Origin of the sequence: Thioalkalivibrio sp. ALE19, from assembly GCF_000428605.1 — a bacterium.
Lineage (GTDB): Bacteria > Pseudomonadota > Gammaproteobacteria > Ectothiorhodospirales > Ectothiorhodospiraceae > Thioalkalivibrio.
Genome location: NZ_AUAG01000029.1, coordinates 15470 through 41377 on the forward strand (window position 1 = coordinate 15470; position 25908 = coordinate 41377).

Genomic DNA, 25908 nt, shown 5'->3' on the forward strand with positions numbered 1-25908 from the left:
CCCCGAACCGCCGACTCCCATGTGCCGCCACCTCGCCTATCTCGGTCCTCCCCTGCCCCTGCGGGCCCTGCTGATGGATCCGCCGCATTCGCTGACCGAGCAGGCCATCGGACCGCAGGAACTGGTCTACGCCCGGGTGAACGCCGACGGCTTCGGCTTCGGCTGGTTCGACGAGCGCGGCGAACCGCTGAACTATCGCCGTGCCGACCCCATCTGGCAGGACCCCAACCTGCAGACCCTCGCCGGACACCTGCACCAGCCCCAGTGGGTGGCGGCCATCCGCAGCGCGACGCCCGGCTTCGGCGGCGACACCGCCAATGCCCAGCCGTTCGCGCGCGACGGACTGCTGTACAGCCATAACGGCCTGATCCGGAGCTTCCTCCCGCGCATCCGCCGCTGCATCCAGCAGCGCCTGGAACCGGCAATCGAGGAGGGCATCCAGGGAACCACGGATTCCGAATACCTGTTCGCGCTGATCCGCCAGCTGCTGGCCGACGACCCGGAAACCACCCTGGAAGGCGCACTGGGCGAGGCCTTCTCGCTGGTGGCCGAATGGCTGGGGGACGAACACGCCCTGCTCAACGTGATCATCGGCGACGGTCGGCGCATCGTGGCCAGTCGCCACGCGGTGAATGCCGACTCGCCCAGCCTTTACTACACCACCGATGACGAGACGTTCCCGGACGGCAGCGTGGTGATCGCCTCGGAACCCCTGACCGACCGCGAGGCCTGGCGGGCGGTGCCGCCGCATCATCTGCTGTGCGTGGAGCCCGAGAGCCCGCCGGAACTTCTCGCCCTGTAACGTGCTCTTGCCGACATGTCCGCGAACCCGCCCCTCAATCTGCGTGACTGCCTGGCCAGCCAGCATGCGCGCCTGAACGACGCCCTCGACGGCACCCCACCCGCCGCGGGCCGCAATCAGTACCATCGCGATCTGAGCCCGGTCGACTGGCACTATGCCCACTGCCATTTCATCGAGGCGGTCTGGCTGGGCGAGCGCCTGCCGCAGCAACCGCCCGAGGCGCAGCGCGACTGGCACGACCTGTACTTCCCCGAACTGAGTCCCAAATGGCGCCGGGGCGGCCGCCTGCCCCCGCGGGACCGGCTGCGGGCCTGGGGCAACGAGCGCCAGACCCTGCACCGCGAATGGCTGGCGGACCCCGCGATCCAGGACCATCCGCTGATGGTCGGCGACTATCTCGCGGGCTTCCTTGCCCAGCACCATGCAATGCATCTGGAAACCCTGGAACAGGTTCGCTGGTTCGCCCGGCTGCACGGCGCGCAACCCGGACAGGCGCCCGCCCCGCCGCGGCCGGGCGCGGACACGGGCACCCCGGTGCCGGACCGGGACTGGATCCCGTTCGACGCCGCCCGCCACACCGTCGGCTACGCCGGCGTCGACGCCTTCGACAACGAACGCGGCGTCCACGAAACCACCACCGGACCCTTCGAGATCGCCGCCCGCCCGGTCAGCAACGCCGATCATGCGGCGTTCATCGAACAGGGCGGCTACCGGCGCCCCGAGTTCTGGGATCGCGCCGGCCTGGAGTGGCTCCGGCAATCGGGTACCCGCGGCCCGCTGGGATGGTGGCGGGCAGGGGATGGGCACTGGTGGCAGACCCGTCCGGATGGCGAGGCCCCGCTGGACCCGGATGCGCCGGCGATGGGCCTGTGCTGGTTCGCCGCGCGCGCCCACGCCCGCTGGGCCGGCGCCCGCCTGCCGCACGAACATGAATGGGAACGCGCCGCGCGGGAAGGTGCGTTGCAGGCCACCGGCCAGGTCTGGGAATGGTGCGACAACGCGTTCTTTCCCTATCCGGGATTCCGGGCCTATCCTTATGAAGGGTTCTCGGTGCCGTGGTTCGACGGGGAACACCGGGTCCTGCGCGGCGGCTGCGAATGGAGCGATCCGATCCTGTGCCGGCCCAGCCTGCGCAATTTCTTCACCCCGGAGAAACGCCACGTGTTCGCCGGACTGCGCCTGGTGCGCGACCGCTAGGGAAACACTGATCAATGTCCGAGAAGGAACCGCCATGCCTGCCCCGACCTCCGTCCCGACCCGTATCACCACCCTGCTCTGCGGCCTGATCCTGGCCGGGGCCGCCGTCACGCCGGCCGCCGCGGGCGGCGACGGGGCCACGGTGTTCAAGCTCTCCGGCACCGCCGAGCGTCAGGTCGAGAACGACCGCATGATCGCCACCCTGGTGGCCGAGGCCCGCGCGCCCGAAGCGCGTGATGCCGCCGCCCAGGTCAATCAGCGAATGGAGGGTGCCCTGGCGCACCTCGAGGCATTCGAACACATCGACACCCGGACCCTCGACTACAGCACCCGCGCGATCCAGGACCGCAATGACCGCAGCCGGATCACCGCCTGGCAGGTGCGCCAGAGTCTGGAACTGCGCGGCGGCGACTTCGACAGCCTCACCGAGCGCGTCGGCGAGCTGCAGCAGGAACACGAGCTCACCGTCAGCGGCATCCGTTTCGGCGTGTCCGCCGAGCGCGAACGGGAGGCACGCCGCGAGATGATCGACGATGCGGTGGAGGACCTGACGGATCAGGCCCGGGCGATGGCGCGCAGCATCGGCGCCTCGCATCTGCGGCCGCTGGAGATGGAACTCACGCGCCAGCACAGCCACGGACCGCAGCCGATGATGGCACGCTCCGAAGGAGTTGCCAGCGCCCCCGCGCTGGAAGCCGGCGAGAGCACCCTGACCATCCGTGTGGACGGTCGCATGCAGGCCCTGGGAGCGGACACCCTGCGCGTGACACCCCGATAAGCCGGGCACGACAGCGGAGACCGCATGCGCCAGATGACCGCGCCGGAACTGAACGACTACCTCGCCACGGCGGACCCGCCGCCGCTGCTGCTGGACGTGCGTGAACCCTGGGAGTTCGAGCACTGCCATATCGAGGGCTCACGCCTGCTGCCGATGGGCCAGATCCCGTCGCGCCGGGACGAACTGGATCCGCAGGCCGAGATCGTCGTCATCTGCCACCATGGCGTACGCAGCCAGCAGGTGGCGGGATTTCTCGAACGGGCCGGCTTCCCGCACGTCATCAACCTGCGCGGCGGCGTGGACGCCTGGGCGCGCGAGGTGGACCTGAACATGCCCGTCTACTGATCCCGCCCGACCCGGCCCCGGCCGGTGCGGGGAATACTGGGACGTGCCGGCCTCATTCCGTATACTGACCGGTTTTCCGGCCCACTGCGAGCAAGCGATGAATCCTGACCTCGACCGGCTCCAGCCCTATCCGTTCGAACGCCTGCGGGCGCTGTTCGCCGATCTGGAGCTGCCCGGGGGCGTGGATCCGATCGCGCTGTCCATCGGCGAACCGCGGCACCCGCTGCCGGACTTCGTCGAGCCCACGCTGCAAGCGGCGGTCAGCGGCTACAACCACTATCCGACCACGCGCGGCGCCCCGGCCCTGCGCGAGACCATCGCCCTGTGGCTGCAGCAGCGCTTCACCCTGCCCGACGGGGTCGACCCGGAGCGCCAGATCCTGCCGGTGGCGGGCACCCGCGAGGCGCTGTTCGCCATCGCCCAGGCGGTGGTCGATCCACGCGCCGAGTCCCGTGTGCTGATGCCCAACCCGTTCTACCAGATCTACGAGGGCGCGGCCCTGCTGGCCGGGGCCGAACCGGCGTTCTACGACCTGGATTCCGAGCGCGGCTGCCTTCCGGACTTCTCGCAGGTACCGGAATCGCTGTGGAAATCGGTGCAGCTGGTGTATGTCTGCAACCCCGGCAATCCCGCAGGCACAGTGATCCCCGAGGACCAGCTGCAGACCCTGATCGAGCTGGCCGAGCGCCACGACTTCGTGATCGCCGCCGACGAGTGCTATTCCGAGATCTACCATCCGCGCGGCCATCCGCCACCGGGTCTGCTGGGCGCCGCCGCGCGCATGGGCAACGACACCTTCCGGCGCTGCATCGCGTTCCACAGCCTGTCCAAGCGCTCCAACCTGCCGGGGCTGCGTTCGGGCTTCGTGGCGGGCGACGCCGGAATCCTCGAACGCTTCGCGCTGTACCGCACCTATCACGGCTGCACCCTGCCGACCCCGACCCAGGCGGTCAGCCGCGCGGCCTGGGCGGACGAGGCCCACGTCGAGGCCAATCGCGACCTCTATGCCGAGAAGTTCGCCCGCGTGGTGCCGAAGCTCCAGGAGGTGATGGAGGTCAGCACGCCGGAAGCCGGGTTCTACCTGTGGCCGCGGGTACCGGACGGCGACGACGAGGCCTTTGCCCGCCGGCTGTACGCGGAGGCCGGGGTCACCGTGCTGCCCGGGCGCTATCTCGGCCGCAGCCACCCCGACAGCGGCTACAACCCGGGCGCCGGTCATGTGCGCATGGCGCTGGTCGCCGAACCCGAGGCCTGTGTCGAGGCCGCCGAGCGCATCGTCGGGCTGTATCGCTGATCAGCTCCGCCGATCCTCCCGCACCCGTTCCTTTCGTTTTTTCATCTACGATCGACCACAAGGAAACGTCACCATGTCGGACCTGCAGAACACCATCGAAACCGCCTTCGAGCGCCGCACCGAGATCAGCCCGCGCAACGTCGAGACCAGCGTGCGCGACGCCGTGAACGAGGCGCTGGACATGCTCGACAGCGGCCGTGCCCGCGTCGCCGAGAAGAAGGATGGCGAGTGGGTGGTCAACGAATGGCTGAAGAAGGCCGTGCTGCTGTCCTTCCGCATCTCGGAGAACGAGTTCATCAAGGGCGGCTTCACCAACTACTACGACAAGGTCGCGTCCAAATACGCCGACACCTCCAGCCGCGACTTCCGCGAAGGCGGCGTACGCGTGGTGCCGCCGGCCACCGCCCGTCACGGCAGCTACATCGGCCCCAACGTGGTGCTGATGCCCTCCTACGTGAACATCGGCGCCTACGTCGACGAAGGCACCATGGTCGATACCTGGGCCACGGTCGGCTCCTGCGCACAGATCGGCAAGAACGTGCACCTGTCCGGCGGCGTCGGCATCGGCGGCGTGCTGGAACCGCTGCAGGCGAACCCGACCATCATCGAGGACAACTGTTTCATCGGCGCACGCTCCGAGGTGGTCGAAGGCATGATCGTCGAGGAAGGCGCGGTGATCTCCATGGGTGTCTACCTCGGCCAGTCGACCCGCATCTACGACCGCGAGAACGACGAGATCATCCGCGGCCGCGTGCCCGCCGGCGCGGTGGTGGTGCCCGGCACCCTGCCGGCGGAGAACGGCAAGTACTCGCTGTACTGCGCGGTCATCGTCAAGCGCGTCGACGAGCAGACGAAGGCCAAGGTCGGCATCAACGAACTGCTGCGCGATGTCTGAGGTCGTCCTCCACGGCATCGCCAACTGCGACACCGTGCGGCGGGCACGCCGGGCGCTGGAGGCGGCCGGCGTGGACTATCGCTTCGTGGATTTCCGCAAGGACGGCCTGGATCCCGAACGGCTGCGGGAATGGGCCATGGAGCTGGGCTGGGAGGCCCTGATCAACCGCCGCGGCGCGACCTGGCGCCAGCTGCCGAAGGAACAGCGCGAGGCCCTCGACGAGGACAGCGCTCTGGCCCTGATGCTGGAGAAACCGACCCTGATCCGCCGTCCGGTGATCGAACACGCCGGCCGCGTGAGGCTGGGCTGGGGCCCGGAGAACGCCCGGGCCCTGGGGGCGGAGTAGCGGCCCGTCAGCCCTGCTGGCGGTAGCCGGCGACCTCCTGCTGCAGCTGCCGGGCGAGGGCCTCCAGGGCCTCCACCGCCTGCTGCATGTCGGAGGCCCCATCGGCACTCTGCGCCGCCAGATCGTTGATGTGGTGCACGTTGCGGTTGATCTCCTCGGCGACCTGGCTCTGCTGCTCGGTGGCGCTGGCCACCTGCCGGGTCATGTCGTCGATGGTGCTGACCGACTGGTCGATGGCGTCCAGTGAATTGCGGGCCTCGTCGGCCTTGCTGACACTGGACTCGGCCTGCCGCTGACTGGCATCCATCGCCTCCACCGCGCGCCCCGCCGCACCCTGCAGTTTCTCGATGATCCCGCGGATCTCGCCGGTGGAGTCGTTGGTGCGCTGCGCCAGATGCCGGACCTCGTCCGCCACCACCGCAAAGCCCCGTCCGGCCTCCCCAGCCCGCGCCGCCTCGATCGCGGCGTTCAGCGCCAGCAGGTTGGTCTTGTCGGCGATCTCCTCGATCACCTGCAGGATGGTGCCGATGTTGTCGCTGTCCCCCTTTAGATCGTCGATCACATCGCGCGAACGATTGATCTCCCCGGCCAGGGCATTGATGGTCTCCTGCGTGGCAGTCACCACCTCGCGCCCGCCATGCACCGCCTGTGTCGCCTGATCGGCCTGCTCCGCGGTGCTCTGGGTGTTGTTCGCGACCTCCTGCACGGTGGCCGACATCTGGTTCATCGCGGTGACCACCTGCTCCACGTCGCTGCGCTGCTCACCGGTCGCACGGCTCAGTTCCGCACTGCGGCCTTCCAGCTGACGCGCCGACGCGGCGATGCCGTCGGCGGCGTCCGCCACCTGGCCGATCAGGGCGGACAGCCGTTCCATCACCTGGTTGAACGCACTGCCGGTGCGGCCGATCTCGTCGCGCGTGGCGATATCCACGCGATACCCCAGATCCGCCGAACCGCTGCCTACCGCCTCCAGGCCGGTGGCCAGGCGCTCCAGCGGCCGGGTCAGCACCCCGGCGTAGATCCAGCCAATGGCCAGGGCGACCAGGAAGGCCACCACCCAGAGCCCCCACAACAGCCACCACAGCGTGTTCACCGGGGCGTACAACTCGCCCAGGGTCTGGTCGACGATCAGGCCCCAGTGGACGTCATACTCCTGCGCCACCTCCGGCAACATCACGGTCAGACCCCATTTGCGGTCCCCGTCGCCACTGAGGAACTCCCCGCCCGGGTCGCCTTCGCGGTGGTGTACCGGCGACTCCATGATGGCGTAGTCGCTCATGTCATAGCCGAAGCGGCCCATGTCGCGGTGCCCGATCAGCCGTCCGTCGCCATTGAACAGCGTGACCCGGCCGGTCTCGCCGATCGTGACCCGATCAGAGACTTCGCGGATCACGTCCATCGGCAGCTGGGCCGCCAGCACCCGACCGTCGTTCAGGGACTCCAGGTAGGTGATAAAGCGCCCGTCGGCCGTATCCGCCTCGACGTCCACATCCAGCAGACGTTCACCGGCCCGCGCCGCGGCGAGGATTTCGTCGCGGGTACCCTCGCTGCCAACCCCCGGAAGCTCGCCCGCATCACCGGTTTCCGCCAGAACCTCGCCGTCTTCATCCAGCAGGCCGGCCCAGCGGAAGCCGGAATATTCCTCGCGCATGCCCTCCAGCGCGGCCTGTGCATCGGCCGGATCGTCGATATCCGCCCGGGCCACGCTGCGCAGGGCCCGACCATGATCCAGCACCCGCCGGTCGACTGCCGCCTGCACCTGCTCGCCGACATTCACCAGCGTCTGTTCCAGGCTGGATTGCAGCTGGCCCTTCATGCTGTGGAAGGTCACCCCGCCCATGATGGACAGCGGGATGGTGCTGACCGCGATCACCAGCAGGATCAGTTTGAGGCGCAGGCCCTGTATCTTCATCGTCATCCTCCGGTTCCTGATCCCTTTGACGGCCAATCTCCAGCCGCCTTGAGCCCCACGAAAAAACGCACCCCGGGAGGTGCGTTTCGTGTACTGCTTCACATTTCTTCGGGAGCGGACGGAAGACGCTCGCCCCGCATTCCCCGGTGCCGCGCCGCGACACCGGGGAAGCCGTGTCAGCGGCGCCCGGAGGCGGCCTGACCGCGGCCCCGGCCTTCGGTGCCGCGGCCCTGCCCCTGACGCGGACCACCGCCGCAGCGTCCGGAACGGTTGCCGGCGCCATTTCCGTTGCCCTTGCCACGGGGAGCACCACTGCCCTTGCCACGGCCACGGCGGGGGCGGTCATCCGCCACCGGCTGCGGCGCCGCGTAGCCATCGGTCTCCATCCGCTCGATCGGACGCTGGATCAGCTTCTCGATCCCGGCCAGCAGCTTGAGCTCGTCGCCACCGACCAGCGACAGCGCCGAACCTTCACAGCCGGCACGGCCGGTGCGGCCGATGCGGTGGACGTAGTCCTCCGGCACGTTGGGCAGCTCGAAGTTGACCACCTGCGGCAGCTGGTCGATGTCCAGCCCGCGCGCGGCGATATCGGTGGCCACCAGCACCGGCACGCGGCCGGACTTGAACTGTTCCAGCGCCCGGGTGCGGGCGTTCTGGCTTTTGTTGCCATGGATCGCCGCCGACTGGACACCGTCCTTCGTGAGCTTGTCCGCCAGACGATCGGCGCCGTGCTTGGTGCGGGTGAAGACCAGCACCTGTTCCCAGTCGTTGCTGCGGATCAGATGGCTGAGGAGATCCCGCTTCTGATGGCTTTCCACCAGGTGGACCTTCTGCTCCACGCTCTCCGAGGCGGTGTTGCGCGCCGCGACTTCCACGCAGGCCGGGTTGGTCAGCAGGCCATCGGCCAGCTTGCGGATGTCATTGGAGAAGGTGGCCGAGAACATCAGGTTCTGGCGCTTCTTCGGCAGCATCGCGATCAGCTTGCGGATATCGCGGATGAAGCCCATGTCGAGCATGCGATCCGCCTCGTCCAGCACCAGGATCTCGACCCCGGACAGGTCGATCGTCTTCTGGTTCGCGTGATCCAGCAGGCGCCCGGGCGTGGCCACCACCACGTCCATGCGGCTGCGCAGCGCGCGGATCTGCGGATTCATGCCCACCCCGCCGAAGATGGTCATGGAGCGCTGGTCCAGATGCTGGCCGTAGGTCTTCACCGAATCGTGAACCTGGGAAGCCAGCTCCCGCGTCGGGGTCAGCACCAGGGCGCGCGGACGGCCGTTACCGGCGCGCGCCGGCGGATTTTCCGCGAGCTTCTGCAGGATCGGCAGGGTGAAGCCGGCGGTCTTGCCGGTGCCGGTCTGGGCCGCGGCCAGCAGATCGCGCCCGGCCAGTACTTCGGGGATGGCCCCGGCCTGGATCGGCGTGGGATGGGTATAGCCGGCGGCGGAAAGCGCGCGCAGCAGGGGTTCGGCCAGATTCAGGCCGGCAAAAGTCGGTTGGTCAGACATGAGTGCTCCAGCGCAACCCGCCGCTCAACGCTCGGCCAAGGGGCACCCATCGGGGAAGACGACATCGGGGGGATCGAAACGATCAAGTGAACGGACGCTGACGGGCGGGGCGTTCGGTAATCCGCCACCATACGGCCTTCCCGGCCCCATTACAAGCCAGCGCGGGCTGGTTCAGTCACGGCAGGGGCACTGCTCGGCCGGCACCGGAGGGGACCACAGATACCCCTGCCCCTCGCGACACCCGACCTGCAGCAGGAAATCACGCTGCGCTTCGGTCTCGATACCCTCGCCAATCACTTCAAGATCCAGGGTCCGCGCAAGCGCGAGGATCGCACGAATGATGTCCTCGTTGGAGCGGGAACGCCCGATATCCTGTACCAGCGACTGGTCCAGCTTGAGGCGGTTCAGCGGCATGCGATGCAGCAGGGCCAGATTGGAATAGCCGGTGCCGAAATCGTCCATTGCCAGCTCGACTCCCAGCTCCTTGAGCCGCCCCAGCTCGGCCAGTGCGTTCTCCGGAGTACGCATCAGCATGGTCTCGGTCACTTCCAGTTCCAGGCGATGCGGTTGCAGGCCGTAGCGGTCCAGGACCGACTGCACCATTCGGGTCAGATGCCCGTCTTCCAGCTCCATCACCGACAGGTTCACCGCCATGCGGGGGACATGAAGCCCCTGCGCATCCCGCTCCGCCAGGTGGGCGCAGGCCTGGTCCAGCACCCACTGATCGATCGCCATGACCAGCCCGGTTTCCTCGGCCAGCGGGATGAATTCGCCCGGGGACACCCGGCCCCGTTCCGGGTGGTTCCAGCGTACCAGTGCCTCGACCCCGGTCAGGACGAACGGGTCCAGGCCATATTGGGGCTGCAGAAACAGCTCGAACTCCTCGCGCACCAGCGCCTCGCGAAGATCGCTTTCCAGCAGGGTGCGCCGCGATGTGCGTTCCCCCAGACCGGAGACGTAGGCTTCCCGGCGGTTGCCTCCTCCGCGCCGCGCCTCGTCCAGCGCCAGTTCCGCCGCGGTCACCAGTTCTTCGGTGGTGGCCCCGTCCACCGGGAATTCCGCATAGCCCGCGCTTACGGTAACCCGCAGGGACCGTCCCGCCAGCCGGAACGGTTCGCGCAGCACGTCCAGGAGTCCGTCGAGCCACTGCTCGCGGGCCTCCCCCGCTGGCGGCCGTTCCAGCAGCAGGGCAAACTCGTCCGCGCCGGAGCGCGCCACCGTGTCCTGCGGGCCGGCATACTGTGACAGACGCTGGGCGACGCCGAGGAGGACCTGGTCCGCCAGCGCCGTGCCCAGCGTCTCGTTCAGCCCCTTGAAGCGGTCGACATCCAGCAGGACGATCAGCCGTCGCGACTCGTCCTGCCCCATCGCCATCTCGATGCTGTGTCCGATCCGGTCGTGCAGCAGGGTCCGATTGGGCAGCCCGGTCCGGTTGTCGTAATGGCTCAGAAGGCGCAGCTGCTCACGCTGTTCAAAGCTCTGGGTCAGGTCGGTCCAGCTGCCGATGATCTCGCCCACTCCACTACGGGTGGGCGCCGGACTCCACTGCATCTCGTCCCGCACGCGGCGCACCCGGCCCCGGGCGTCATACAATCGGTATTCGATCACCGCATGTCCCTGCTCCCGCGCCTGTTCACGCGCCCGACGGGCCAGGGTTCGGTCTTCCGGATGCAGACATTCACGCCACCAGCCGGGTCGCAGCGCTTCCTCGGGGGAGTAGCCGAACAGCGGATGGAGGTTGCCACTGACCCAGTGCAGCGGGTCCCCGGCGGAGGACAGCGAGTAGATCACCACCGGCGAGCTGTCGAGCAGATGCCGAAAGCGGCGGTTGGCCCGTTTCAGTTCCCGCGCGCGCCACCGCACCTGCCAGCGCAGGACCAGTGCCAGCACGCCGAACAGAAGCGCCAGCCCGCCCGCACTCGCAAGGACCGGCGCCGCCCAGCGGGGCAGCACCCCCCGGACTTCCGGGGTCAGCGTCTCGGCCATGGCCCGGTGATACGGTGAATCGGGCGTGCCCTTCCACGAAGCCAGATGACGATCCACGGCCTCCAGGATGGCCGGGTCCAGCGCGGGCGAGGCGGCGAAATACAGCCCCGTGTGGTCGAAGGAGACCGGCGTTTCGAACAGCCCGGAGCGCTCCGCGTGACGCCCGCCGTGGAAATTGTTGGTCACCGCGACGTCCGCAGCCCCCGCGTCCACCGCCTCCAGCACCCGGTCCAGAGACTGGCGGCTTGCCAGGCGCGGCTCACCATCCCCCGACGGCTCCATCTCCCGGATCAGCCAGTCCTCGTGCACCGAACCCTCCAGCACCGCGATCCGCTGGTCCGTCAGGTCCGCCAGCGAGCGCACCGAAGCCTCGCGCGGGGCATAGACCTGGCTCCATGACTGCGCGACCGGGATTTCGTGGAAACGAAACCGATGCTCGCGCTCCCCGGTCAGGGCCACATCCGGCATCAGGTCCAGTTCGCCCCCCTCCAGTTGCGCCAGGCATTCGGCCCACTGGCAGTCCCGGTACTCCAGGCGCCACCCTTCCCGCTCGGCCAGGGCCTCCAGCAGGACCGGGAACAGCCCGGCCGGGCGTCCGTCTTCCCGTGTGTAGATCTTGGGCTCGTTCTCGTACAGCCCCACCCGCAGCATCGTCGGGTCGTCCCGCGAAGTATCGCCACCACATCCGGCGAGCACAAAAAAGCCCGCGACCACCAGCGTGGGCGCAGGCATTCGCCATAGCCGATCTACGGCGTTCCTTGCTGTGGACATGCGGGCCTCCGGCCTTCCACCGTTCGACCCGTCTTATCCTACACCCGAAAACGCTCCACGCGCTGGCGCAATTCGGACGCCAGTCGCGAAAGCTGCTCGCTGGCCGTGGCCACCTGGCTGGAGGCGCTGAAGCTCTCGTCCGCCACGGTGCTGATGTTCTGCACGTTGCGGTTGATCTCCTCGGAGACGGTGCTCTGCTCCTCGGCGGCGCTGGCGATCTGGGTGGTCATCTCGTCGATGGTGCGGATCGACTGACTGAGCTGCTCCAGGCGGTCACGCACGCCGTGGACCTCGTCCACCACGCCGCGGGCACTGTTTTCGTTGGTCTCCATCGCCCCCACCGCGTTCTTCACGCCCTTCTGCAGGCCGGTAATGATCGACCCGATGCGTTCGGTGGATTCGTGGGTACGACCGGCCAGCACGCGCACCTCGTCGGCCACCACCGCGAAACCCCGCCCGGCCTCGCCGGCCCGCGCCGCCTCGATCGCCGCGTTCAGGGCCAGCAGATTGGTCTGCTCGGTGATCTCCTGAATCATGTTCAGGATCTGGCCGATCTCCTCGCTCTTCTCGGCCACCTCGCGCACCGCATCCGCCGAGGAATGGATCTCGGACGACAGGCGATCCACCGCATCGGCGGTCTGGCGCGTGGTCGCGTTGGCCTCGGTCGCCGCCTGATCGCCGGCCCCCGCCGCATCCGCCGCCGATTGCGTATTGCTGGCCACCTCGGCCACCGTCGCCGACATCTCGTTCATCGCGGTGGCGACCTGATCGGTCTCCTCCTTCTGGCTGGCCACGCCGTTGCGGGTCTGCTCGGCCACCGCAGCCAGCTGGTCGGTCGCCGAGGCCACCTGCTCGCCGGAGTCAACCACCTGACGGACCAGCATCTGCATGTCCTGCTCCATGGTATTGAAGGCCTCAGTGGCCACGCCGATCTCGTCGCAACCCTTGACCGGCAGCGGATCGCCGCGCAGATCGCCGTCCGCCATCTCCACCGCCCGCGCCCGCAGCGCATCGATCGCACGCACCAGGTAACCGGCCAGCAGCACCGCCATCAGCACGCCGGCGAGAATGGCCACCCCCGAGGTGCCGATCATGATGCCCGCTGCACGAACCTGCGCACTGCGGGCCGCCTCGGACATCGCCTCGCTCTCGGCGGTCAGTACCCGCTGCATGTTCTGCAGACCTTCTTCCATGGTCTCCAGATGGGCCAGGGTCTGGCGGCTGTAGGTCTCCTCCGCCTCGCTGTCATCGCCGTCACGTACCGCATCGGTGATCGCGTGCGCACTGGCATGCAGGTCGTAATGCGGCTGCTCCAGGCGGTCGAAGGCCCGCTGGAACTCCGGGCTGGCCATCTCGTAGGCCTCGGAATCCTGAAAATCGTAGTACCACTGGCCGAAGTTGCACCGGGTATGATCCAGCTCGCCGGTGAACTCGCTGCCCGTCAGCAACGACTGCGACAGATCCAGCGCCCATTTGACGTGCTGGGTCTCCATCTGGATCTGGAACTGCACGTCCTCCATGCGATCCATCGCGGCTTCATACTGCGCCGTGGTGTAGCGATCACCGGTGAGGCTGGTGAAGGCCATGGCCAGCATCAGCAGCAGGACCACGCCAAAGGCGAGCCCAAGTTTGCTGCGCAGCTTGAGATTGGCGAGCCATTGCATAGTATCCCCCCGTTGGTCGACCGACCGGAATCCGACCGGCCCCGAGTTTTGTGAATTATTTAACGTCCCGGAAACTTGAAACTTAAATGAAACAATGACAGGACGTCTTCCAAGACCTCGCACCATACTGGGGCATGGTCCCGATGCAGGGGGTCCACGGCGCGCTGCGGGGTCCGGTATCCTGCATGGCCACCCCGTGATCGGACGGTTCGAACGCTCCATGCTGCGAAGCCGCATCTACGACAGCCTGATCCTGCGCATGACCGCGCGCTGGTACGCCGCGGTTCTGGAGCGCATGCCGCCGCGGGTGGCCCTGCTGGACGTCGGGATCGGTACCGCCGGCGCACTGCTGGCGAACGCCGATGCCGTCACCCGCAAGGAGCTCGCGATCACGGGGATCGACATCGACCCGGACTACGTCGAACGCGCGCAGCAGCGGCTGGCGGCATCGCCTGTGTCCGCCCGGGTCACGGTGCACCGGCAATCGGTTTACGAGCACGCCGGCGGTCCCTACGACGCGGTGTATTTCTCCGCCAGTTTCATGCTGCTGCCGGATCCCGGGGCGGCCCTGCGCCACTGTGCCGGCCTGCTGCGCCCCGGCGGCCGGATCTACTTCACCCAGACCATCCAGCAGCGCCCGTCACCGATGCTGGAGCGTCTCAAGCCCGCCCTGCGCAGGCTTACCAGCATCGACTTCGGCCGCGTCACCTACGAGGACGAGTTCCGCGCCCAGCTGCGCGCCGCCGGTCTGCGGCTGGACGAATGGACCGTGCTCGAACGCCACGGCGCCCGGGCCGCCTGCCTCGCGGTAGCATCGCCGGAGAGTGTTACGCTGGATTCATGCTGACGCGCACCCGATCACGGAATCGTCCGGGGAACGGCATGGCACGCCCGATGCCGGCCGAAGAGATTCCCCAATGGCTGGCCCAGTGGCAGGCGGGATGAACGCCCTGTTCGCCTTCCTCGCACCGTTTCGCGGGCTGGCGCGCGTATTCGACCCGGGCCTGCGCGGCCTGGTGATCGGTCCGCTGCTGATCAACATCGCGGTCATCGTCGGGATCGGCATCGCCGCCGGATTCGGTTTCGAGATCCTGCTGGACACCTGGCTGCCGGCCGGCTGGGACTGGCTCGCCTGGTTGCTCTGGCCGCTGTTCGTGCTGACCCTGCTGGTGGGCTTCGGGGTCTCCGCGGTGGCCCTGGCCGCGATCATCGCCAGTCCTTTCTCCGGACCGCTGGCCTACCGCACCGCCCGGGGCCTCGGCCACGAACCGCGCCAGCCCGCGCGCTCGCTGGCGGGCGAGATGGGCCACGCCACGGCCACCGCCCTGCGCAAGTTCGGCTATTACGCGCTGCTGTTCATCCCGGTGTTGCTGATTACCGTCATTCCCGGCCTCAACCTGCTGGCCTCGCTCGCCTGGTTCGTCTTCGGCAGCTGGGTTCTGGCGGTGGAGTTCCAGGAGCCGCCGCTGGCCAACGACGGCCTGACCTTCGCCGAAATCCGCAAGGGTCTGGGCCGACGGCGTCCGGAGACCCTCGCGTTCGGCGCCGGAACGACCCTCCTGGCGATGGTGCCCGTGGTCAACCTGCTGCTGGTCCCGGCGGCAGTGATCGGCGCCACCCACCTGTGGGCGCGCCAGCAGTCGCGAGGCTGAGAGGACGGGGCAGGGTCAGGACCCGTTGCGCGCCGGGGAGGTCTTCCTGCCGTTCACCGTTCCAGCCGTTCGGTCAGACGGCGGAATTCCTCGCGGATCTTGTCGTTGCGGAATTCCGCGGTCTCCGGGACCTGCAGCTCGGACAGGGTCTCGAAGGTGTCCAGGCCATCACGGATCAGATCCGCCACGTTGGCGCTGAGCTGCACGGTGCGGTAGGTGTTAACCGCCACCTGCTTCTCGTAACGGCTGATCTCCAGTGCCTCGGCCACCTGTTCGCGCTGGCCGGTCACCACCTCCAGGTACAGGTCGATCGCCTGACGGGTCAGTTCGTTGGCCGCGATATTGGACTCCAGGCTGTTGCGGTGCCCGCCCTCGCGGATCAGTTCCCGCGATTCGGCAATGATCTCGTCGGCCTCTTCGCGGTAGGCCTCCAGGCGCGGCACGATCTCCTCGTCCACCCGTTCGACAAAGCGCTCCTGCATGGTCACCACCAGCCGATGCAGGATCACCACCATGCCGTAGTAACGACCGGCCACGTTGAGGTTTTCTCCGCTCTCGCGGGTGAGCTCCTCGAGACGCTGCGTCAGCGTGCGGATGCTGCGAAACACCACCGCCATGGACACCACGTCGTCGCCGATCGCCGAGCTCATCCACAGCTCCAGCTGATCCGGCGGCATGGACAGCCCCACACCCTCCAGCGCCGCGGCCATCTCGCCCTTGAGCGTCTCCAGTTCCTCCTCGTAGGCGGCGATGTTGCGTTCGCGCGCCTCGATCAGCCGGTCGAAGTCACCGCGCGTGCGGGCGGTCATCTCGCGCAGGGTCTCAGTGGGCGTGAACCGAGCGAGCGTGCTGGCATCCGTATCCGGCGCGAACATCCGCTCCTCGCGCAGATCGGCCCGACGTTCCTGCTCGGTCATGATCCGGTCTTCCAACTCCCGGTACTGGCGACGCATGGACACGATCTCGGGCACGTCCATGACCTCCAGCGCGTCATCGATCAGGTCGTCGATGTCCTCCCGGGCGCTCTGCTGATCGCGCCGCAGCCAGCGGCTTTCCGGCAGCTCGGTCAGCTCGTCGAAGTGCCGGCTCGCTTCGCCCAGCAATTCCACCGCCCGATGCTGGTCGAACGACAGCGCGTCCTCCTCGCCGTCATCCTCCTCCACCACCTCCTCGACAGCGACCCCGTCGAGCTCCGCCGGATCCTCGCGGTCCGAGGCCGCCACCGGGGCGCAGACCAGCGCCAGGCCCGCGAACACCGCCAGTACTTGCCACTTCATCGCATGCCCTCCAACACTCGGCTGGTTCTGCACTGGAACGAATACGCCCGGACCGCCCTTCGAGTTCGACGACGACAGGATCGACGAACACGGACCATACACCCAGCTGGCACTGCCCTAGGTGTTACGCGCCAGCCAGCGGTCCAGGGCATTGCCGAAGGCCTGACGGTCGCGCGGGCCCAGTGCCGCCGGCCCGCCTGTGTCGACCCCGCTGGAGCGCAGGGTGTCCATGAAGTCGCGCATGCTCAGGCGCTCGCGGATATTGTCGCGGGTATAGAGCTCGCCCCGCGGGTTGAGCGCCTCGCCGCCCTTTTCGATCACCTCGGCCGCCAGCGGGATGTCCGCGGTGATCACCAGATCACCCGCCTCGAGCCGCCGCACGATCTCGTTATCCGCCACGTCGAAGCCACTGCCCACCCGGATCGAATCGATCAGCTTCGACGGCGGCGTGCGCACCGGCTGATTGGCCACCAGGGTCATCGCCACCCCGGTGCGCTTCGCGGCCCGGAACAGGATCTCCTTGATGACCGCCGGACAGGCGTCCGCGTCCACCCAGATCTTCATACCGATGCCCCCGCATGCCCCAACATCCGACGGACGGGCGCGCGGGACCCGTGGTCGGTCACTGACCCCTTTATCATGGTTCCCTCGCGGCAGTTCGGACGCCTCAGTCCGGATCGATTCCCAGGTCCGCAGCCACCGCAAGCCAGTAGGGCTCGGCCTCGCAGGAGCAGCAGTCGCACCAGACCTCCACGCCTTCGTGCATGCTCGGACTCCGGACGGCGGCCGTCGGCATGCCCTCGTCGCCGGTCTCGCCGTCGCGCGCTTCCGCTCGCCTCGTCGGAGTGCCCGGATCCGGGGGAGCACCCGAACCCGACCTTGCGGGAATCCTCTGCATGACCATACCTCCCGTGCCGCCGATACCCTTTGGTAACTTTTATGTATAGACCATCGCCCCGGCGGGCTGGTGTTCCGGCCCTGCACGTGATATCCGTGCGCTCGACACGATTCACGCCGCTACCGGAGCACCGCATGGGCATTGAAATCACCGGCATTCTGGGCCTTGTCTGGCTGCTGATCATCATCTGGGCGATTGTCCGGACCGCGCAGAGTCCCGCCGGCCCGGTGGTGAAGGTCCTGTGGATCCTGATCCTGCTGTTCCTGCCCCTGCTGGGGCTGATCGCCTGGCTGCTGCTCGGACCGAAGTAGGCCTCCGCGCACCACGGTCCGCTCCGCGGGAGCGTGCTTCAGCCCAGTTCGTGCTCCAGCAGCGAGGCCAGCGCGTGCAGCATGGCCTGGCGACGCACCTCATGACGCTCGCCGTCGAAGTGCCGCGTCTCGGTGCGCACGGCTCCGTGGCGCGCCTGCCAGCCGAAGCACACCATGCCCACCGGCTTGTCCGGTGAACCGCCGGCCGGCCCGGCGACGCCGGTGACCGACAGGGACAGGTCGGCGCCACTGTGCGTCAGGCCGCCCGTGGCCATCGCGGCCGCCACTTGTTCGCTCACGGCGCCATGGACGTCCAGCAACGCCGGGTCCACGCCCACCAGGCGGGTCTTGGCCGCGTTGCTGTAGGTCACCCAGCCACACTCGAACCAGGCGGAACTGCCGGGCACATCGGTCAGTGCCTGGGCAATCCCGCCCCCGGTGCAGGATTCCACCGTGGCCATGACCAGCCCGCGCGCAGTCATCCGCTCGCCCAGGTCATAGACCAGGGCCGACAACCCGGTGACATCCGCCTTGCGCAATTCGGTCATGGTGTCGCGTCTCCCGTGGGTTCTTCTTCAAAGGCCACCGCGAGGCGCCATCGGCGCCGGCCCTCACGGTCGGGATCCGCGCTGTCACAGCGCAGCACCCGTCCCCGCCGCTGCAGGTTCTCGATGCGCGGATCGGGGCTCGGCACCGTCACCATCACCACCACCCCGGCATCCACCTCGAAGCCGGCGATCAATGCACAGCCGCCGGCGGCCAGGTCATGGATTTCCACTCGCGTGGTCTGCCCCGAACCGGTCCAGTACACCTCCCCGGTCACGCCCACGGGGATGCGACGATCCCGCCGCCGGTCCTCCTCGCCAAACATGTCTCCATCCTTGCCCCTGGGGATTCGGACTCCGAGTCTGACACATTCCGGTGCGCTTGCAGCAGGGGCTGCCCCGACGGGACGGAATGGCATACGATGGATCAACCACCTCCAGAAACGCGCCCGCCATGCTTGCACGCCTGTTCCAGCCCGATCCGGTCCTTGATGTCGATACCCGCGAGTGGATCCGCGCGGTGTTTGCGTGGGTGGACCGTCAGCCCGCCGCCGACCGGCCCTTCGACCCGCCGACCCTGGTGCAGCCCATCCGTGAGCACTTCCCGGGCGAGGCGGACAGCCCGCACGGCATGGCCGAGCAGGTGTTCGCCAGCGTCCGCCGGCATGCGGGCCTGGAGCAGCGCGCGGCCCGCCTGGCCGAACCCGGAGGACTGGCACCGCAGCCGGTCACCGCGCTGGGCGCGGCCAGCGCCGGTGGCGAGCGGATCTTCCATTACGACCCGCAGCTGATCGGGAATCGCCAGGCCCTGGTCGGCACCTTCGCGCAGGAACTGGCGGCCTGGTGGGTGGAGGGCATCCGCGAACCCGCCCCGGCCGCCGAGGGCAATGCCGACGCCATTGCCGAGCTGGTGGCCACGCGCATGGGCTTCGGCATCTTTCTGGCCAACACGGCGTTCCGCGTGCGGGTCAACGGCTGCGGGGCGTGCAAGGGTCCGTCGGCCGATCGCGACGCCGACCTCGGCCGCGACGAACTCGCCTGGGCCCTGGCCCTGTTCTGCCGCGACCACGGCATCGCCCCGGCACGCGCCCGCGCGCATCTCGAATCGCCCCTGCGCACCACCTTCCGCAAGGCCTGGCGCTACACCGGGTCGCGCGAGGGCCGCGAAGAACGCCCCGCCGCCACCGCCTGACCGGACAAAAAAGGCGGTGCCCGGGAACCCCCGGACACCGCCCGTCAGGCACCGATCGGGCGGCGCGATCACGCCTGCTGGGAGGCGCCCTCGGTCGCCGGTTCCGCCCGCAGCAGCTTGCGGTTCAGCCGGAACAGCGTGGCGATCGTCACCACCTGCAGGTAGACCACCGGCGCCAGCAGGGCGAAATACGCCACGCTGAACGGCTCGACGACCCCGTTGGACACCAGTCCCAGATTGATGAAGAACCAGGAGAAGACCACCAGGGCCACCCCCGGGCAGATCAGCGCGTAGCTGACCGGGCTCTTCTTCTCGCCGTGGATGTAGTCACGGAAGTAGCCCAGCTTCTTCATCACCACATAGCCGATCAGGCCGAATACCAGCTGAGCGCCCAGCACCAGCGAGGTGAACACGAACAGCATCGCCTCGTTCAGTGGCGCCCCAAAGCCGTGGTGCAGCCCCATCTGATGACGGATGAAGGCAATGCCCAGCAGGGTCAGGATCGGGATCGCGATCCACAGGCTCGGGCTGGCCGCCTCCGCGATGCCGTAGCGCAGCGTCGACTTGAAGCCCAGCACGAACATCACCAGCCCCAGCACCAGGGCCAGCGCGGCAAACGTCAGCGAGAAGAAGATCCCCGCGGCGTTGATCGCCAGGTTCTCGCTCATCGCCCCCGGCGCCGCCAGCCCCACGGCGATCATCGCGAACGCGAACACCGCCAGCAGCTGGCTGAGGTTGTTGTTGCCGGTGAAATCGAAATCCCCCTCGGTGAACAGCCGCGCCAGGAAGCGCGAATAGATCACCAGCGCGAAGGCGCCAACCGCCAGGAAGGCCAGCATGGCCAGCGGGAACAGGTACTCGACCACGTTCCACAGCCCCGGCACGAACACCGCGCCGACGATGAAACCGGCGTTGATGGTCATGGCCAGGGTCAGCGGGATCGCCATCAGGGCCACTTCCTGGTTGGAACGGCGCAGCCGGGTAAAGGCTTCGGTCCGGCGAAACTGCCGGTATTCGCGGATATTCCACACCAGCAGGCGCAGATGCAGGGCCACGAAGAACAGAATGCCGGCCATGGCCGCACCCACCAGCACGGCGATCAGCGGGCCCTCGCCCGCCATCAGCGCCATCATGGCCTCGTATGTGGGGATCGGGGTGTCATAGGGCGTCATGAACATCAGGAACATGAAAAACGTAACGGCCGTGCCACCGGCCCCCAGTGCGCCCAGGAAATACATCGGGCTGTATTCTTCCCCGAGGTTCTTCCGAATCATGCGGGCTCTCCTTTCCTGTTATTTAGTGTTTTCTAATATAAGCACGCTCTTATCCTTGAGCAAGGGAAGTCCCGCGGCCCCCGGACATTCCGGCGATTGCGTCACATAACCCCCCGCACCCCCCACCGGACCCGTTACAATCCGGCCACCGACGCCCCCGAACAGCAGGAACGGCCAGTGAGCGACGCGGACGCCCTGTCAAAACATACCCCCATGATGCAGCAATACCTGCGGATCAAGGCGGAGTATCCGCAGACCCTGCTGCTCTACCGCATGGGGGACTTCTACGAGCTGTTCTACGACGACGCCGAGCGCGCCGCCGGGCTGCTGGACATCACCCTCACCCGCCGCGGCGAGTCGGCCGGCGAGCCGATCCCCATGGCCGGGATCCCGGTGCACACCCTGGAGAGCTACCTCGCGCGGCTGCTGAAGCTGGGCGAGAGTGCGGCGATCTGCGAGCAGACCGGACAGGTGGGCGAGAACAAGGGCCCGGTACAGCGCGAGGTCGTGCGCATCGTGACCCCGGGCACGGTCACCGAGGACGCCCTGCTGGAGGCCCGCCAGGTCAATCGCATGGTCGCCGTGTGTCCGGCCGCCAGCGCCGCCGTGCGCGGCCGCAACGAAGGCTACGGCATCGCCAGCCTGGAATTCGCCAGCGGCCGTTTCCGGGTGCTGGAGGTCGCCGACGCAACCGAACTGGAGGCCGAACTGGCGCGTCTCGACCCGGTGGAATGCCTCGTCCCCGACCCGGCCCCGGCGATCCCCGGGATCGAGGCCTGGGCCCCGCGGCATCATGCCGACTGGCATTTCGACGCGATCTCCGCGCAACGTACCCTGACCCGCCATTTCGGCACCACCGATCTGGCCGGCTTCGGCTGCGACGACCTGGTGCTGGGCCTGGCCGCCGCGGGCGCGCTGCTGGCCTACGTGCAGGCACAGCATCGCGGCAACCTTGCCCATATCACCGGGCTCGGGCGCGAACACCGCGGCCAGATGCTGATGCTGGACCCGGCGACCCGGCGCAACCTGGAGCTGACCCGCACCCTGAGCGGGGAACGCCGCGGCTCGCTGTTCGACCTGCTGGACACCAGCCGCACCCCCATGGGCGCCCGGCTGCTGTCGCAGTGGCTGCACCAGCCGCTGGCCGACCGGGCCCTGCTGCGGGAACGCCAGCAGGGCATCGCCACGCTGCTGGACCACGCGGCCGAACAAGGCCTGCGCGAGGCCCTGACCGGCATGGCCGACGTCGAACGCATCGTCTCGCGCATCAGCCTGGGCTCCGCACGGCCGCGCGATCTGGTTGCGCTGCAGGCGGCGCTGGAACGCCTGCCCGGCCTGCACGCGGCACTGCAGCCCGCCGCGGACGAGGCCGACACCCTCGCCGCCCTGCGCGACGAACTCGCGCCGGAGACGGAACTGAGCGAAACCCTGGCCCGCGCGCTGGTCGACGAGCCGCCGATCCGGGTCACCGACGGCGGCCTGATCCGTCCCGGCTTCGACCCCGAACTCGACCGCCTGCGCGATCTGGAACACAACGCCGACGGCTTCCTGCGAGACCTGGAGGCGCGCGAACGCGAGGCCACCGGCATCGCCACGCTCAAGGTCGCCTACAACCGGGTGCACGGCTACTACATCGAGGTGGGCCGCTCGCGATCGGAGGAGCTGCCCGGGCGCTTCATGCGCCGCCAGACCCTGAAGAACGCCGAGCGCTACACCACCGAGGAACTCAAGCGCTTCGAGGACGAGATCCTGTCCGCACGGGAACAGGCCCTGGCGCACGAACGCCAGCTGTTCGACGACCTGCTCGCCGGCCTGCAGGGGCGCGCCGACCGCCTGCGGGCGATCGCCGACGCGGTGGCCCGGCTGGACGTGCTGGCCACCCTCGCCGAACGCGCCCGACGGCTCGACTGGAGCCGCCCCGAACTGGTGCCCGAGACCGGCGTCCACATCGAGCAGGGTCGCCACCCGGTGGTGGAGGCCAGCCTGGACACCCCGTTCGTGGCCAACGACACCCGACTGGATCCCGAGAGCCGCCGGCTGCTGGTCATCACCGGGCCCAATATGGGGGGCAAGTCCACCTACATGCGCCAGACCGCGCTGATCGTGCTGCTGGCCTGCATGGGCAGTTTCGTGCCCGCGGACGTGGCCCGCATCGGGCCGGTGGACCGCATCTTCACCCGCATCGGCGCCTCCGACGACCTGACCTCCGGGCGCTCGACCTTCATGGTGGAGATGACCGAGGCCGCCAGCATCCTGCACAACGCCGGCGAGCGCAGCCTGGTGCTGATGGACGAGATCGGGCGCGGCACCTCCACCTTCGACGGCCTGGCGCTGGCACTGGCCTGTGCCGAGCGCCTAGCGCGGGAGAACCGCGCGCTGACCCTGTTCGCCACGCATTACTTCGAGCTGACCGCGCTGGCCGAACGCGAACCGGCGGTGGCCAACATCCACACCGACGCGGTGGAACACGGCCACGACATCGTGTTCCTGCATCAGGTCCGCGAGGGGCCGGCCAACCAGAGCTACGGGCTGCAGGTGGCCTCGCTGGCGGGGGTACCGGCCGACGTGCTGCAGCGCGCCCGCACCCATCTGGCCGATCTGGAAAGCCGCGCCCGGGACAGCGACTCGCCCCAGCTGGGGCTGTTCCCGCCGGAGCCGCCCGCACCCGCGGCGGCGGAAGAACCCGCCCCGCGGGCACCCGAAGTACCCGAGCCGGCGCGGGACGTCGCGCGGGCCCTGGCAGAACTCGATCCGGACGGCCTGACCCCGCGCGAGGCGCTGGACGCGCTCTACCGGCTCAAGGACACGCTGGAACGGGGAGTCGCGGAATAACAGCCGCGGCAGCCGGGATTCCCGGCCGCTCGGGAGGAGCGGTTACAATACGCCGAACGGACCGAGCGACGGCACACAGGAGCCGTGGCGTCGCAACACGACCAATGGAGAAGCGCAATGGCTTTCATCGTTCTGGAGAACTGCATCCGGTGCAAGTACACCGATTGCGTCGAAGTCTGCCCGGTGGACTGCTTCCACGAGGGTCCCAACTTCCTCACCATCGACCCCGACGAATGCATCGACTGCACCCTGTGCGAGCCGGAGTGCCCGGCCGAGGCGATCGTCCCCGAGGATGACGTGCCCGAGGACCAGGTGCACATGATCGAGCTCAATGCCGAACTGGCGCGCACCTGGCCGGTGATCACCGCGCGCAAGGACCCGCCGGAAGACGCGGAAGAATGGGACGGCGTCGAGGGCAAGCTGCAGTACCTGGAGCGCTGAGAACCCGCCCGGAGCCCCGCACTGCGGGGCTTACCAGAGCCAGGTGGCCGGGTCCTCGATGGCCCGGTCGTCGCTGTTGCGGATCACGCCCTTGATGCACCGCACCAGCACCCACACCAGGAACAGCAGCCCGATGATCAGGCCGATCCCGATCGCCGCGGTCAGGGTTGCCAGCACGGCCATCAGCAGACCGATCCAGAAGGTCCGGATCTGATACTGCAGGTGGGTCTCGCTGATCGCATCCGCATCGCTGCGCTTCACGTGCGCCATGATCACCCCGACCAGGGCCGTGATGGCGATGAAGAAGCCGACGAAATACAGCACGTAGATGATCGTCACGAACGTGCGGTCGGTGCGGGGTTCATTCGCCAGTTCCGTTTCCATGCCTCTCTCCTTCTACGATTGCTGCATTCGCGCGCGAGCGCGCTCCTACGGGTCATGGTCCTCCCGGCTCACCCGGCCCCGCCCAGTACGATCAGCACGATGCCGACCAGCGCAAAGCCGAAGCCGGCCAGCTGCAGCCGGCTCATGCGCTCGGCCTGAAAGAACCGCGCCAGCAGTGCGGTGGGCGCCGGCGACAGGGCCCCGGCCACCGCGATCACCGACAACAGCCCGATGCGCACGGCCACCACGAAGGCCAGGGTGGCGAGCCCCGGCAGCAGGCCCGCCAGCGCAACCAGCACCAGCGTGCTGCGGGCCATGTGTCGCTCGGGGCGATGCAGCAGCATCACGCCCAGCAGCACCAGCCCGCCCACGCCGCCGGCCATGACCACCGGCCACAGGGCCGAGCCTTCGCTGGCCTGGTCAAGGAACACGAACACCAGGCCGAAGGCGACCCCGGCAAGCACGCCGTCGAACACCCCCAGCAGCGGATGCGGCCCGCGGTGACCGTGGCCATCCGCCCCCCGCACCGGCGCGTCCGGGTCACGCGGACTGGCCTCCCGGGCCCCGCCCGACACCAGCGCGATCGCCACCACGATGGCCACGATCCCGGCCAGCGACAACCATCCCGGGCGTTCGCCAAGAGCCAGCCCCGCCGCCAGAGGCACCAGCGCCGACAGCACCCCGGTCACCGCCGCGACCAGCCCCATGTAGCCTTCGGCCAGCCCGCGGTAGTAGGCCAGCAGGCCCAGCGCCATCGCCACGCCCGAGGCACCGCCCCACAGCAGGGCCGCCTCCCCGGGCAGCCCCGCCATCAGCAATGCCAGCATCAGCAGCGGTGCGGTGACCAGCAGCTGCGAATAGCAGGCCACCACCAGCGCCGAAACCCGCCGCGAGGCCAGGCCGCCGAGAAAATCCCCCGCGCCGTAGCCCAGCGCGGTCAGCAGGCCCAGCAGGAAGGCCATTTCAGTCGCCGGCGCCCTCCAGCATCTGCCGCAGGGCGGCCTCACTGGCGGCCGCGCCGGTGCCGGTCACCGTACCCTCGCCATCCAGGAACACCACGCTCACATGATCGCGCTGATGCGGCATGAAGCCCATGTCCCCGGGGCCTTCGGTCACCCCGGTGCGATAGGGGCGCTCCTGCATGCGCGGCATGACCACGTTCTCGAGCACGAACGGCGGCATGCCGTGGGTATCGGCCACGTAGCGGATGCCGGCCTCCTCGATCGCCTCGGGCCCCATGTCCCCGAGGACATCATTGGTGATGTCGGCCGGAGCCATCTCCACGGTCATCAGCACCACGCGCGCATCGCCGGGCAGCTCCAGCGGCTCCCCGTGCTGGTCGTTGAGGGTGACGTCGGGGAAGGCGTCGCCCTCGGACAGATCGGCGGCCGCCGGCGCGGCGGCCAGCAGCAGGCCCAGGCCGGCAGACAGGACGACGGTTTTCTTCAGGACGGACAGTGCTTGCATGACAGACTCCCGGTGACAGCGGATTGATCGGAGAAACGTCCCGGATGGTAACCGATCGCACCCGCGCACACTGCGAAACCGGGCACGTGCCCATCTTCGCGGGTGCACCGGACGGCGCATTTGCCTACACTGCCAGC

At 68.5% G+C, this 25908-nt stretch carries 25 protein-coding genes; 13 read left to right on the forward strand and 12 right to left on the reverse strand.

Annotation, left to right across the window (positions count from 1 at the left end; genetic code table 11):
* The first annotated feature begins 19 nt into the window (after positions 1-19).
* The 7 genes from egtC (at position 20) to F787_RS0111730 (ending at position 5657) form a co-directional block, all read left to right on the forward strand.
* A complete protein-coding gene (gene egtC, locus F787_RS0111700; protein WP_018870445.1) occupies positions 20-802 on the forward strand; it encodes an ergothioneine biosynthesis protein EgtC in 783 nt (260 codons plus the stop codon).
* Positions 803-817: 15 nt separating this feature from the next.
* On the forward strand, positions 818-1999 hold the full coding sequence (locus F787_RS0111705) for an SUMF1/EgtB/PvdO family nonheme iron enzyme (RefSeq protein ID WP_028492297.1): 1182 nt from the start codon (positions 818-820) through the stop codon (positions 1997-1999).
* A gap of 34 nt (positions 2000-2033) precedes the next feature.
* Positions 2034-2777 carry an SIMPL domain-containing protein gene (locus F787_RS0111710; protein ID WP_019569930.1) on the forward strand — a complete coding sequence of 248 codons (744 nt, stop codon included), beginning with the start codon at positions 2034-2036 and terminating at the stop codon, positions 2775-2777.
* A 24-nt stretch (positions 2778-2801) separates the two neighbouring features.
* The gene (locus F787_RS0111715; protein WP_019569929.1) at positions 2802-3122 is read left to right on the forward strand and encodes a rhodanese-like domain-containing protein; all 321 of its coding nucleotides are present in this window, start codon (positions 2802-2804) and stop codon (positions 3120-3122) included.
* Positions 3123-3219: 97 nt separating this feature from the next.
* Positions 3220-4416 (forward strand): succinyldiaminopimelate transaminase, encoded by a 1197-nt coding sequence (gene dapC / locus F787_RS0111720; protein ID WP_019569928.1) that lies wholly within the window; start codon positions 3220-3222, stop codon positions 4414-4416.
* Positions 4417-4489: 73 nt separating this feature from the next.
* Entirely contained in the window at positions 4490-5311 is an 822-nt protein-coding gene (gene dapD, locus F787_RS0111725) for a 2,3,4,5-tetrahydropyridine-2,6-dicarboxylate N-succinyltransferase (RefSeq protein WP_018870450.1), read from the forward strand.
* Positions 5304-5657, forward strand: a complete 354-nt coding sequence (locus F787_RS0111730; RefSeq protein ID WP_018870451.1) for an ArsC family reductase — start codon at positions 5304-5306, stop codon at positions 5655-5657. Before dapD ends, F787_RS0111730 begins: the two co-directional genes overlap by 8 nt.
* 7 nt (positions 5658-5664) lie before the next feature.
* Here the strand turns inward: F787_RS0111730 and F787_RS17345 are convergent, their stop codons facing one another.
* From F787_RS17345 to F787_RS0111750, 4 genes are all read right to left on the reverse strand, one after another.
* Positions 5665-7575, reverse strand: a complete 1911-nt coding sequence (locus F787_RS17345; RefSeq protein ID WP_028492298.1) for a methyl-accepting chemotaxis protein — start codon at positions 7573-7575, stop codon at positions 5665-5667.
* Between the two features lie 170 nt (positions 7576-7745).
* A complete protein-coding gene (locus tag F787_RS0111740; protein ID WP_028492299.1) occupies positions 7746-9077 on the reverse strand; it encodes a DEAD/DEAH box helicase in 1332 nt (443 codons plus the stop codon).
* Positions 9078-9248: 171 nt separating this feature from the next.
* A complete protein-coding gene (locus F787_RS0111745; RefSeq protein WP_369774278.1) occupies positions 9249-11795 on the reverse strand; it encodes an EAL domain-containing protein in 2547 nt (848 codons plus the stop codon).
* A gap of 77 nt (positions 11796-11872) precedes the next feature.
* Entirely contained in the window at positions 11873-13498 is a 1626-nt protein-coding gene (locus F787_RS0111750) for a methyl-accepting chemotaxis protein (RefSeq protein WP_028492301.1), read from the reverse strand.
* A gap of 220 nt (positions 13499-13718) precedes the next feature.
* On the opposite strand from F787_RS0111750, the gene F787_RS0111755 reads away from it, so the two are divergent.
* Both F787_RS0111755 and cysZ read left to right on the forward strand, forming a co-directional pair.
* Positions 13719-14345 (forward strand): bifunctional 2-polyprenyl-6-hydroxyphenol methylase/3-demethylubiquinol 3-O-methyltransferase UbiG, encoded by a 627-nt coding sequence (locus F787_RS0111755; RefSeq protein ID WP_028492302.1) that lies wholly within the window; start codon positions 13719-13721, stop codon positions 14343-14345.
* Positions 14346-14439: 94 nt separating this feature from the next.
* Entirely contained in the window at positions 14440-15150 is a 711-nt protein-coding gene (gene cysZ / locus F787_RS0111760) for a sulfate transporter CysZ (protein WP_028492303.1), read from the forward strand.
* A gap of 53 nt (positions 15151-15203) precedes the next feature.
* On the opposite strand, the gene F787_RS0111765 is transcribed toward cysZ, so the two are convergent.
* The gene (locus tag F787_RS0111765) at positions 15204-16427 is read right to left on the reverse strand and encodes a hypothetical protein (protein ID WP_028492304.1); all 1224 of its coding nucleotides are present in this window, start codon (positions 16425-16427) and stop codon (positions 15204-15206) included.
* Between the two features lie 117 nt (positions 16428-16544).
* Positions 16545-16991 carry a YaiI/YqxD family protein gene (locus F787_RS0111770; RefSeq protein WP_028492305.1) on the reverse strand — a complete coding sequence of 149 codons (447 nt, stop codon included), beginning with the start codon at positions 16989-16991 and terminating at the stop codon, positions 16545-16547.
* 468 nt (positions 16992-17459) lie between these two features.
* On the opposite strand from F787_RS0111770, the gene F787_RS16495 reads away from it, so the two are divergent.
* A complete protein-coding gene (locus tag F787_RS16495; RefSeq protein ID WP_018870463.1) occupies positions 17460-17636 on the forward strand; it encodes a PLDc N-terminal domain-containing protein in 177 nt (58 codons plus the stop codon).
* 38 nt (positions 17637-17674) lie between these two features.
* Here the strand turns inward: F787_RS16495 and F787_RS0111785 are convergent, their stop codons facing one another.
* Both F787_RS0111785 and F787_RS0111790 read right to left on the reverse strand, forming a co-directional pair.
* Positions 17675-18184, reverse strand: a complete 510-nt coding sequence (locus tag F787_RS0111785) for a CinA family protein (protein WP_028492306.1) — start codon at positions 18182-18184, stop codon at positions 17675-17677.
* Entirely contained in the window at positions 18181-18507 is a 327-nt protein-coding gene (locus tag F787_RS0111790) for a PilZ domain-containing protein (protein ID WP_018945592.1), read from the reverse strand. Before F787_RS0111790 ends, F787_RS0111785 begins: the two co-directional genes overlap by 4 nt.
* Before the next feature lie 128 nt (positions 18508-18635).
* On the opposite strand from F787_RS0111790, the gene F787_RS0111795 reads away from it, so the two are divergent.
* A complete protein-coding gene (locus F787_RS0111795) occupies positions 18636-19373 on the forward strand; it encodes a hypothetical protein (protein ID WP_018870466.1) in 738 nt (245 codons plus the stop codon).
* 68 nt (positions 19374-19441) lie between these two features.
* On the opposite strand, the gene F787_RS0111800 is transcribed toward F787_RS0111795, so the two are convergent.
* Positions 19442-20647, reverse strand: a complete 1206-nt coding sequence (locus F787_RS0111800) for a hypothetical protein (protein WP_019589503.1) — start codon at positions 20645-20647, stop codon at positions 19442-19444.
* Positions 20648-20824: 177 nt separating this feature from the next.
* Between F787_RS0111800 and mutS the strand changes: the two genes are divergently transcribed.
* Both mutS and fdxA read left to right on the forward strand, forming a co-directional pair.
* Complete coding sequence (gene mutS / locus F787_RS0111805) at positions 20825-23479, forward strand: DNA mismatch repair protein MutS (protein WP_028492307.1); 2655 nt, start codon at positions 20825-20827, stop codon at positions 23477-23479.
* Positions 23480-23596: 117 nt separating this feature from the next.
* The gene (fdxA, locus tag F787_RS0111810) at positions 23597-23920 is read left to right on the forward strand and encodes a ferredoxin FdxA (protein WP_018870469.1); all 324 of its coding nucleotides are present in this window, start codon (positions 23597-23599) and stop codon (positions 23918-23920) included.
* A 30-nt stretch (positions 23921-23950) separates the two neighbouring features.
* Here the strand turns inward: fdxA and F787_RS0111815 are convergent, their stop codons facing one another.
* From F787_RS0111815 to F787_RS0111825, 3 genes are all read right to left on the reverse strand, one after another.
* Positions 23951-24304 carry a DUF4870 domain-containing protein gene (locus tag F787_RS0111815; RefSeq protein WP_019569908.1) on the reverse strand — a complete coding sequence of 118 codons (354 nt, stop codon included), beginning with the start codon at positions 24302-24304 and terminating at the stop codon, positions 23951-23953.
* Positions 24305-24372: 68 nt separating this feature from the next.
* Entirely contained in the window at positions 24373-25266 is an 894-nt protein-coding gene (locus F787_RS0111820) for a DMT family transporter (protein ID WP_028492308.1), read from the reverse strand.
* A gap of 1 nt (position 25267) precedes the next feature.
* A complete protein-coding gene (locus F787_RS0111825) occupies positions 25268-25771 on the reverse strand; it encodes a hypothetical protein (RefSeq protein WP_028492309.1) in 504 nt (167 codons plus the stop codon).
* Positions 25772-25908 lie beyond the last annotated feature (137 nt).

Excerpts from the sequence above, each read along its gene's own strand:
- F787_RS17345 (WP_028492298.1), bottom strand. The coding sequence starts at position 7,575 with ATGACGATGAAGATACAGGGCCTGCGCCTCAAACTGATCCTGCTGGTG.
- F787_RS0111795 (WP_018870466.1), top strand. The coding sequence starts at position 18,636 with ATGCTTGCACGCCTGTTCCAGCCCGATCCGGTCCTTGATGTCGATACC.
- F787_RS0111800 (WP_019589503.1), bottom strand. The coding sequence starts at position 20,647 with ATGATTCGGAAGAACCTCGGGGAAGAATACAGCCCGATGTATTTCCTG.
- F787_RS0111770 (WP_028492305.1), bottom strand. The coding sequence starts at position 16,991 with ATGAAGATCTGGGTGGACGCGGACGCCTGTCCGGCGGTCATCAAGGAG.
- F787_RS0111705 (WP_028492297.1), top strand. The coding sequence starts at position 818 with ATGTCCGCGAACCCGCCCCTCAATCTGCGTGACTGCCTGGCCAGCCAG.
- F787_RS0111755 (WP_028492302.1), top strand. The coding sequence starts at position 13,719 with ATGCTGCGAAGCCGCATCTACGACAGCCTGATCCTGCGCATGACCGCG.
- cysZ (WP_028492303.1), top strand. The coding sequence starts at position 14,440 with ATGAACGCCCTGTTCGCCTTCCTCGCACCGTTTCGCGGGCTGGCGCGC.
- dapD (WP_018870450.1), top strand. The coding sequence starts at position 4,490 with ATGTCGGACCTGCAGAACACCATCGAAACCGCCTTCGAGCGCCGCACC.
- F787_RS0111750 (WP_028492301.1), bottom strand. The coding sequence starts at position 13,498 with ATGCAATGGCTCGCCAATCTCAAGCTGCGCAGCAAACTTGGGCTCGCC.
- fdxA (WP_018870469.1), top strand. The coding sequence starts at position 23,597 with ATGGCTTTCATCGTTCTGGAGAACTGCATCCGGTGCAAGTACACCGAT.
- F787_RS0111730 (WP_018870451.1), top strand. The coding sequence starts at position 5,304 with ATGTCTGAGGTCGTCCTCCACGGCATCGCCAACTGCGACACCGTGCGG.
- F787_RS0111825 (WP_028492309.1), bottom strand. The coding sequence starts at position 25,771 with ATGCAAGCACTGTCCGTCCTGAAGAAAACCGTCGTCCTGTCTGCCGGC.
- F787_RS0111790 (WP_018945592.1), bottom strand. The coding sequence starts at position 18,507 with ATGTTTGGCGAGGAGGACCGGCGGCGGGATCGTCGCATCCCCGTGGGC.
- egtC (WP_018870445.1), top strand. The coding sequence starts at position 20 with ATGTGCCGCCACCTCGCCTATCTCGGTCCTCCCCTGCCCCTGCGGGCC.
- F787_RS16495 (WP_018870463.1), top strand. The coding sequence starts at position 17,460 with ATGGGCATTGAAATCACCGGCATTCTGGGCCTTGTCTGGCTGCTGATC.
- F787_RS0111820 (WP_028492308.1), bottom strand. The coding sequence starts at position 25,266 with ATGGCCTTCCTGCTGGGCCTGCTGACCGCGCTGGGCTACGGCGCGGGG.
- F787_RS0111815 (WP_019569908.1), bottom strand. The coding sequence starts at position 24,304 with ATGGAAACGGAACTGGCGAATGAACCCCGCACCGACCGCACGTTCGTG.
- F787_RS0111745 (WP_369774278.1), bottom strand. The coding sequence starts at position 11,795 with ATGCCTGCGCCCACGCTGGTGGTCGCGGGCTTTTTTGTGCTCGCCGGA.
- dapC (WP_019569928.1), top strand. The coding sequence starts at position 3,220 with ATGAATCCTGACCTCGACCGGCTCCAGCCCTATCCGTTCGAACGCCTG.
- F787_RS0111765 (WP_028492304.1), bottom strand. The coding sequence starts at position 16,427 with ATGAAGTGGCAAGTACTGGCGGTGTTCGCGGGCCTGGCGCTGGTCTGC.
- F787_RS0111785 (WP_028492306.1), bottom strand. The coding sequence starts at position 18,184 with ATGACCGAATTGCGCAAGGCGGATGTCACCGGGTTGTCGGCCCTGGTC.
- F787_RS0111710 (WP_019569930.1), top strand. The coding sequence starts at position 2,034 with ATGCCTGCCCCGACCTCCGTCCCGACCCGTATCACCACCCTGCTCTGC.
- F787_RS0111715 (WP_019569929.1), top strand. The coding sequence starts at position 2,802 with ATGCGCCAGATGACCGCGCCGGAACTGAACGACTACCTCGCCACGGCG.
- F787_RS0111740 (WP_028492299.1), bottom strand. The coding sequence starts at position 9,077 with ATGTCTGACCAACCGACTTTTGCCGGCCTGAATCTGGCCGAACCCCTG.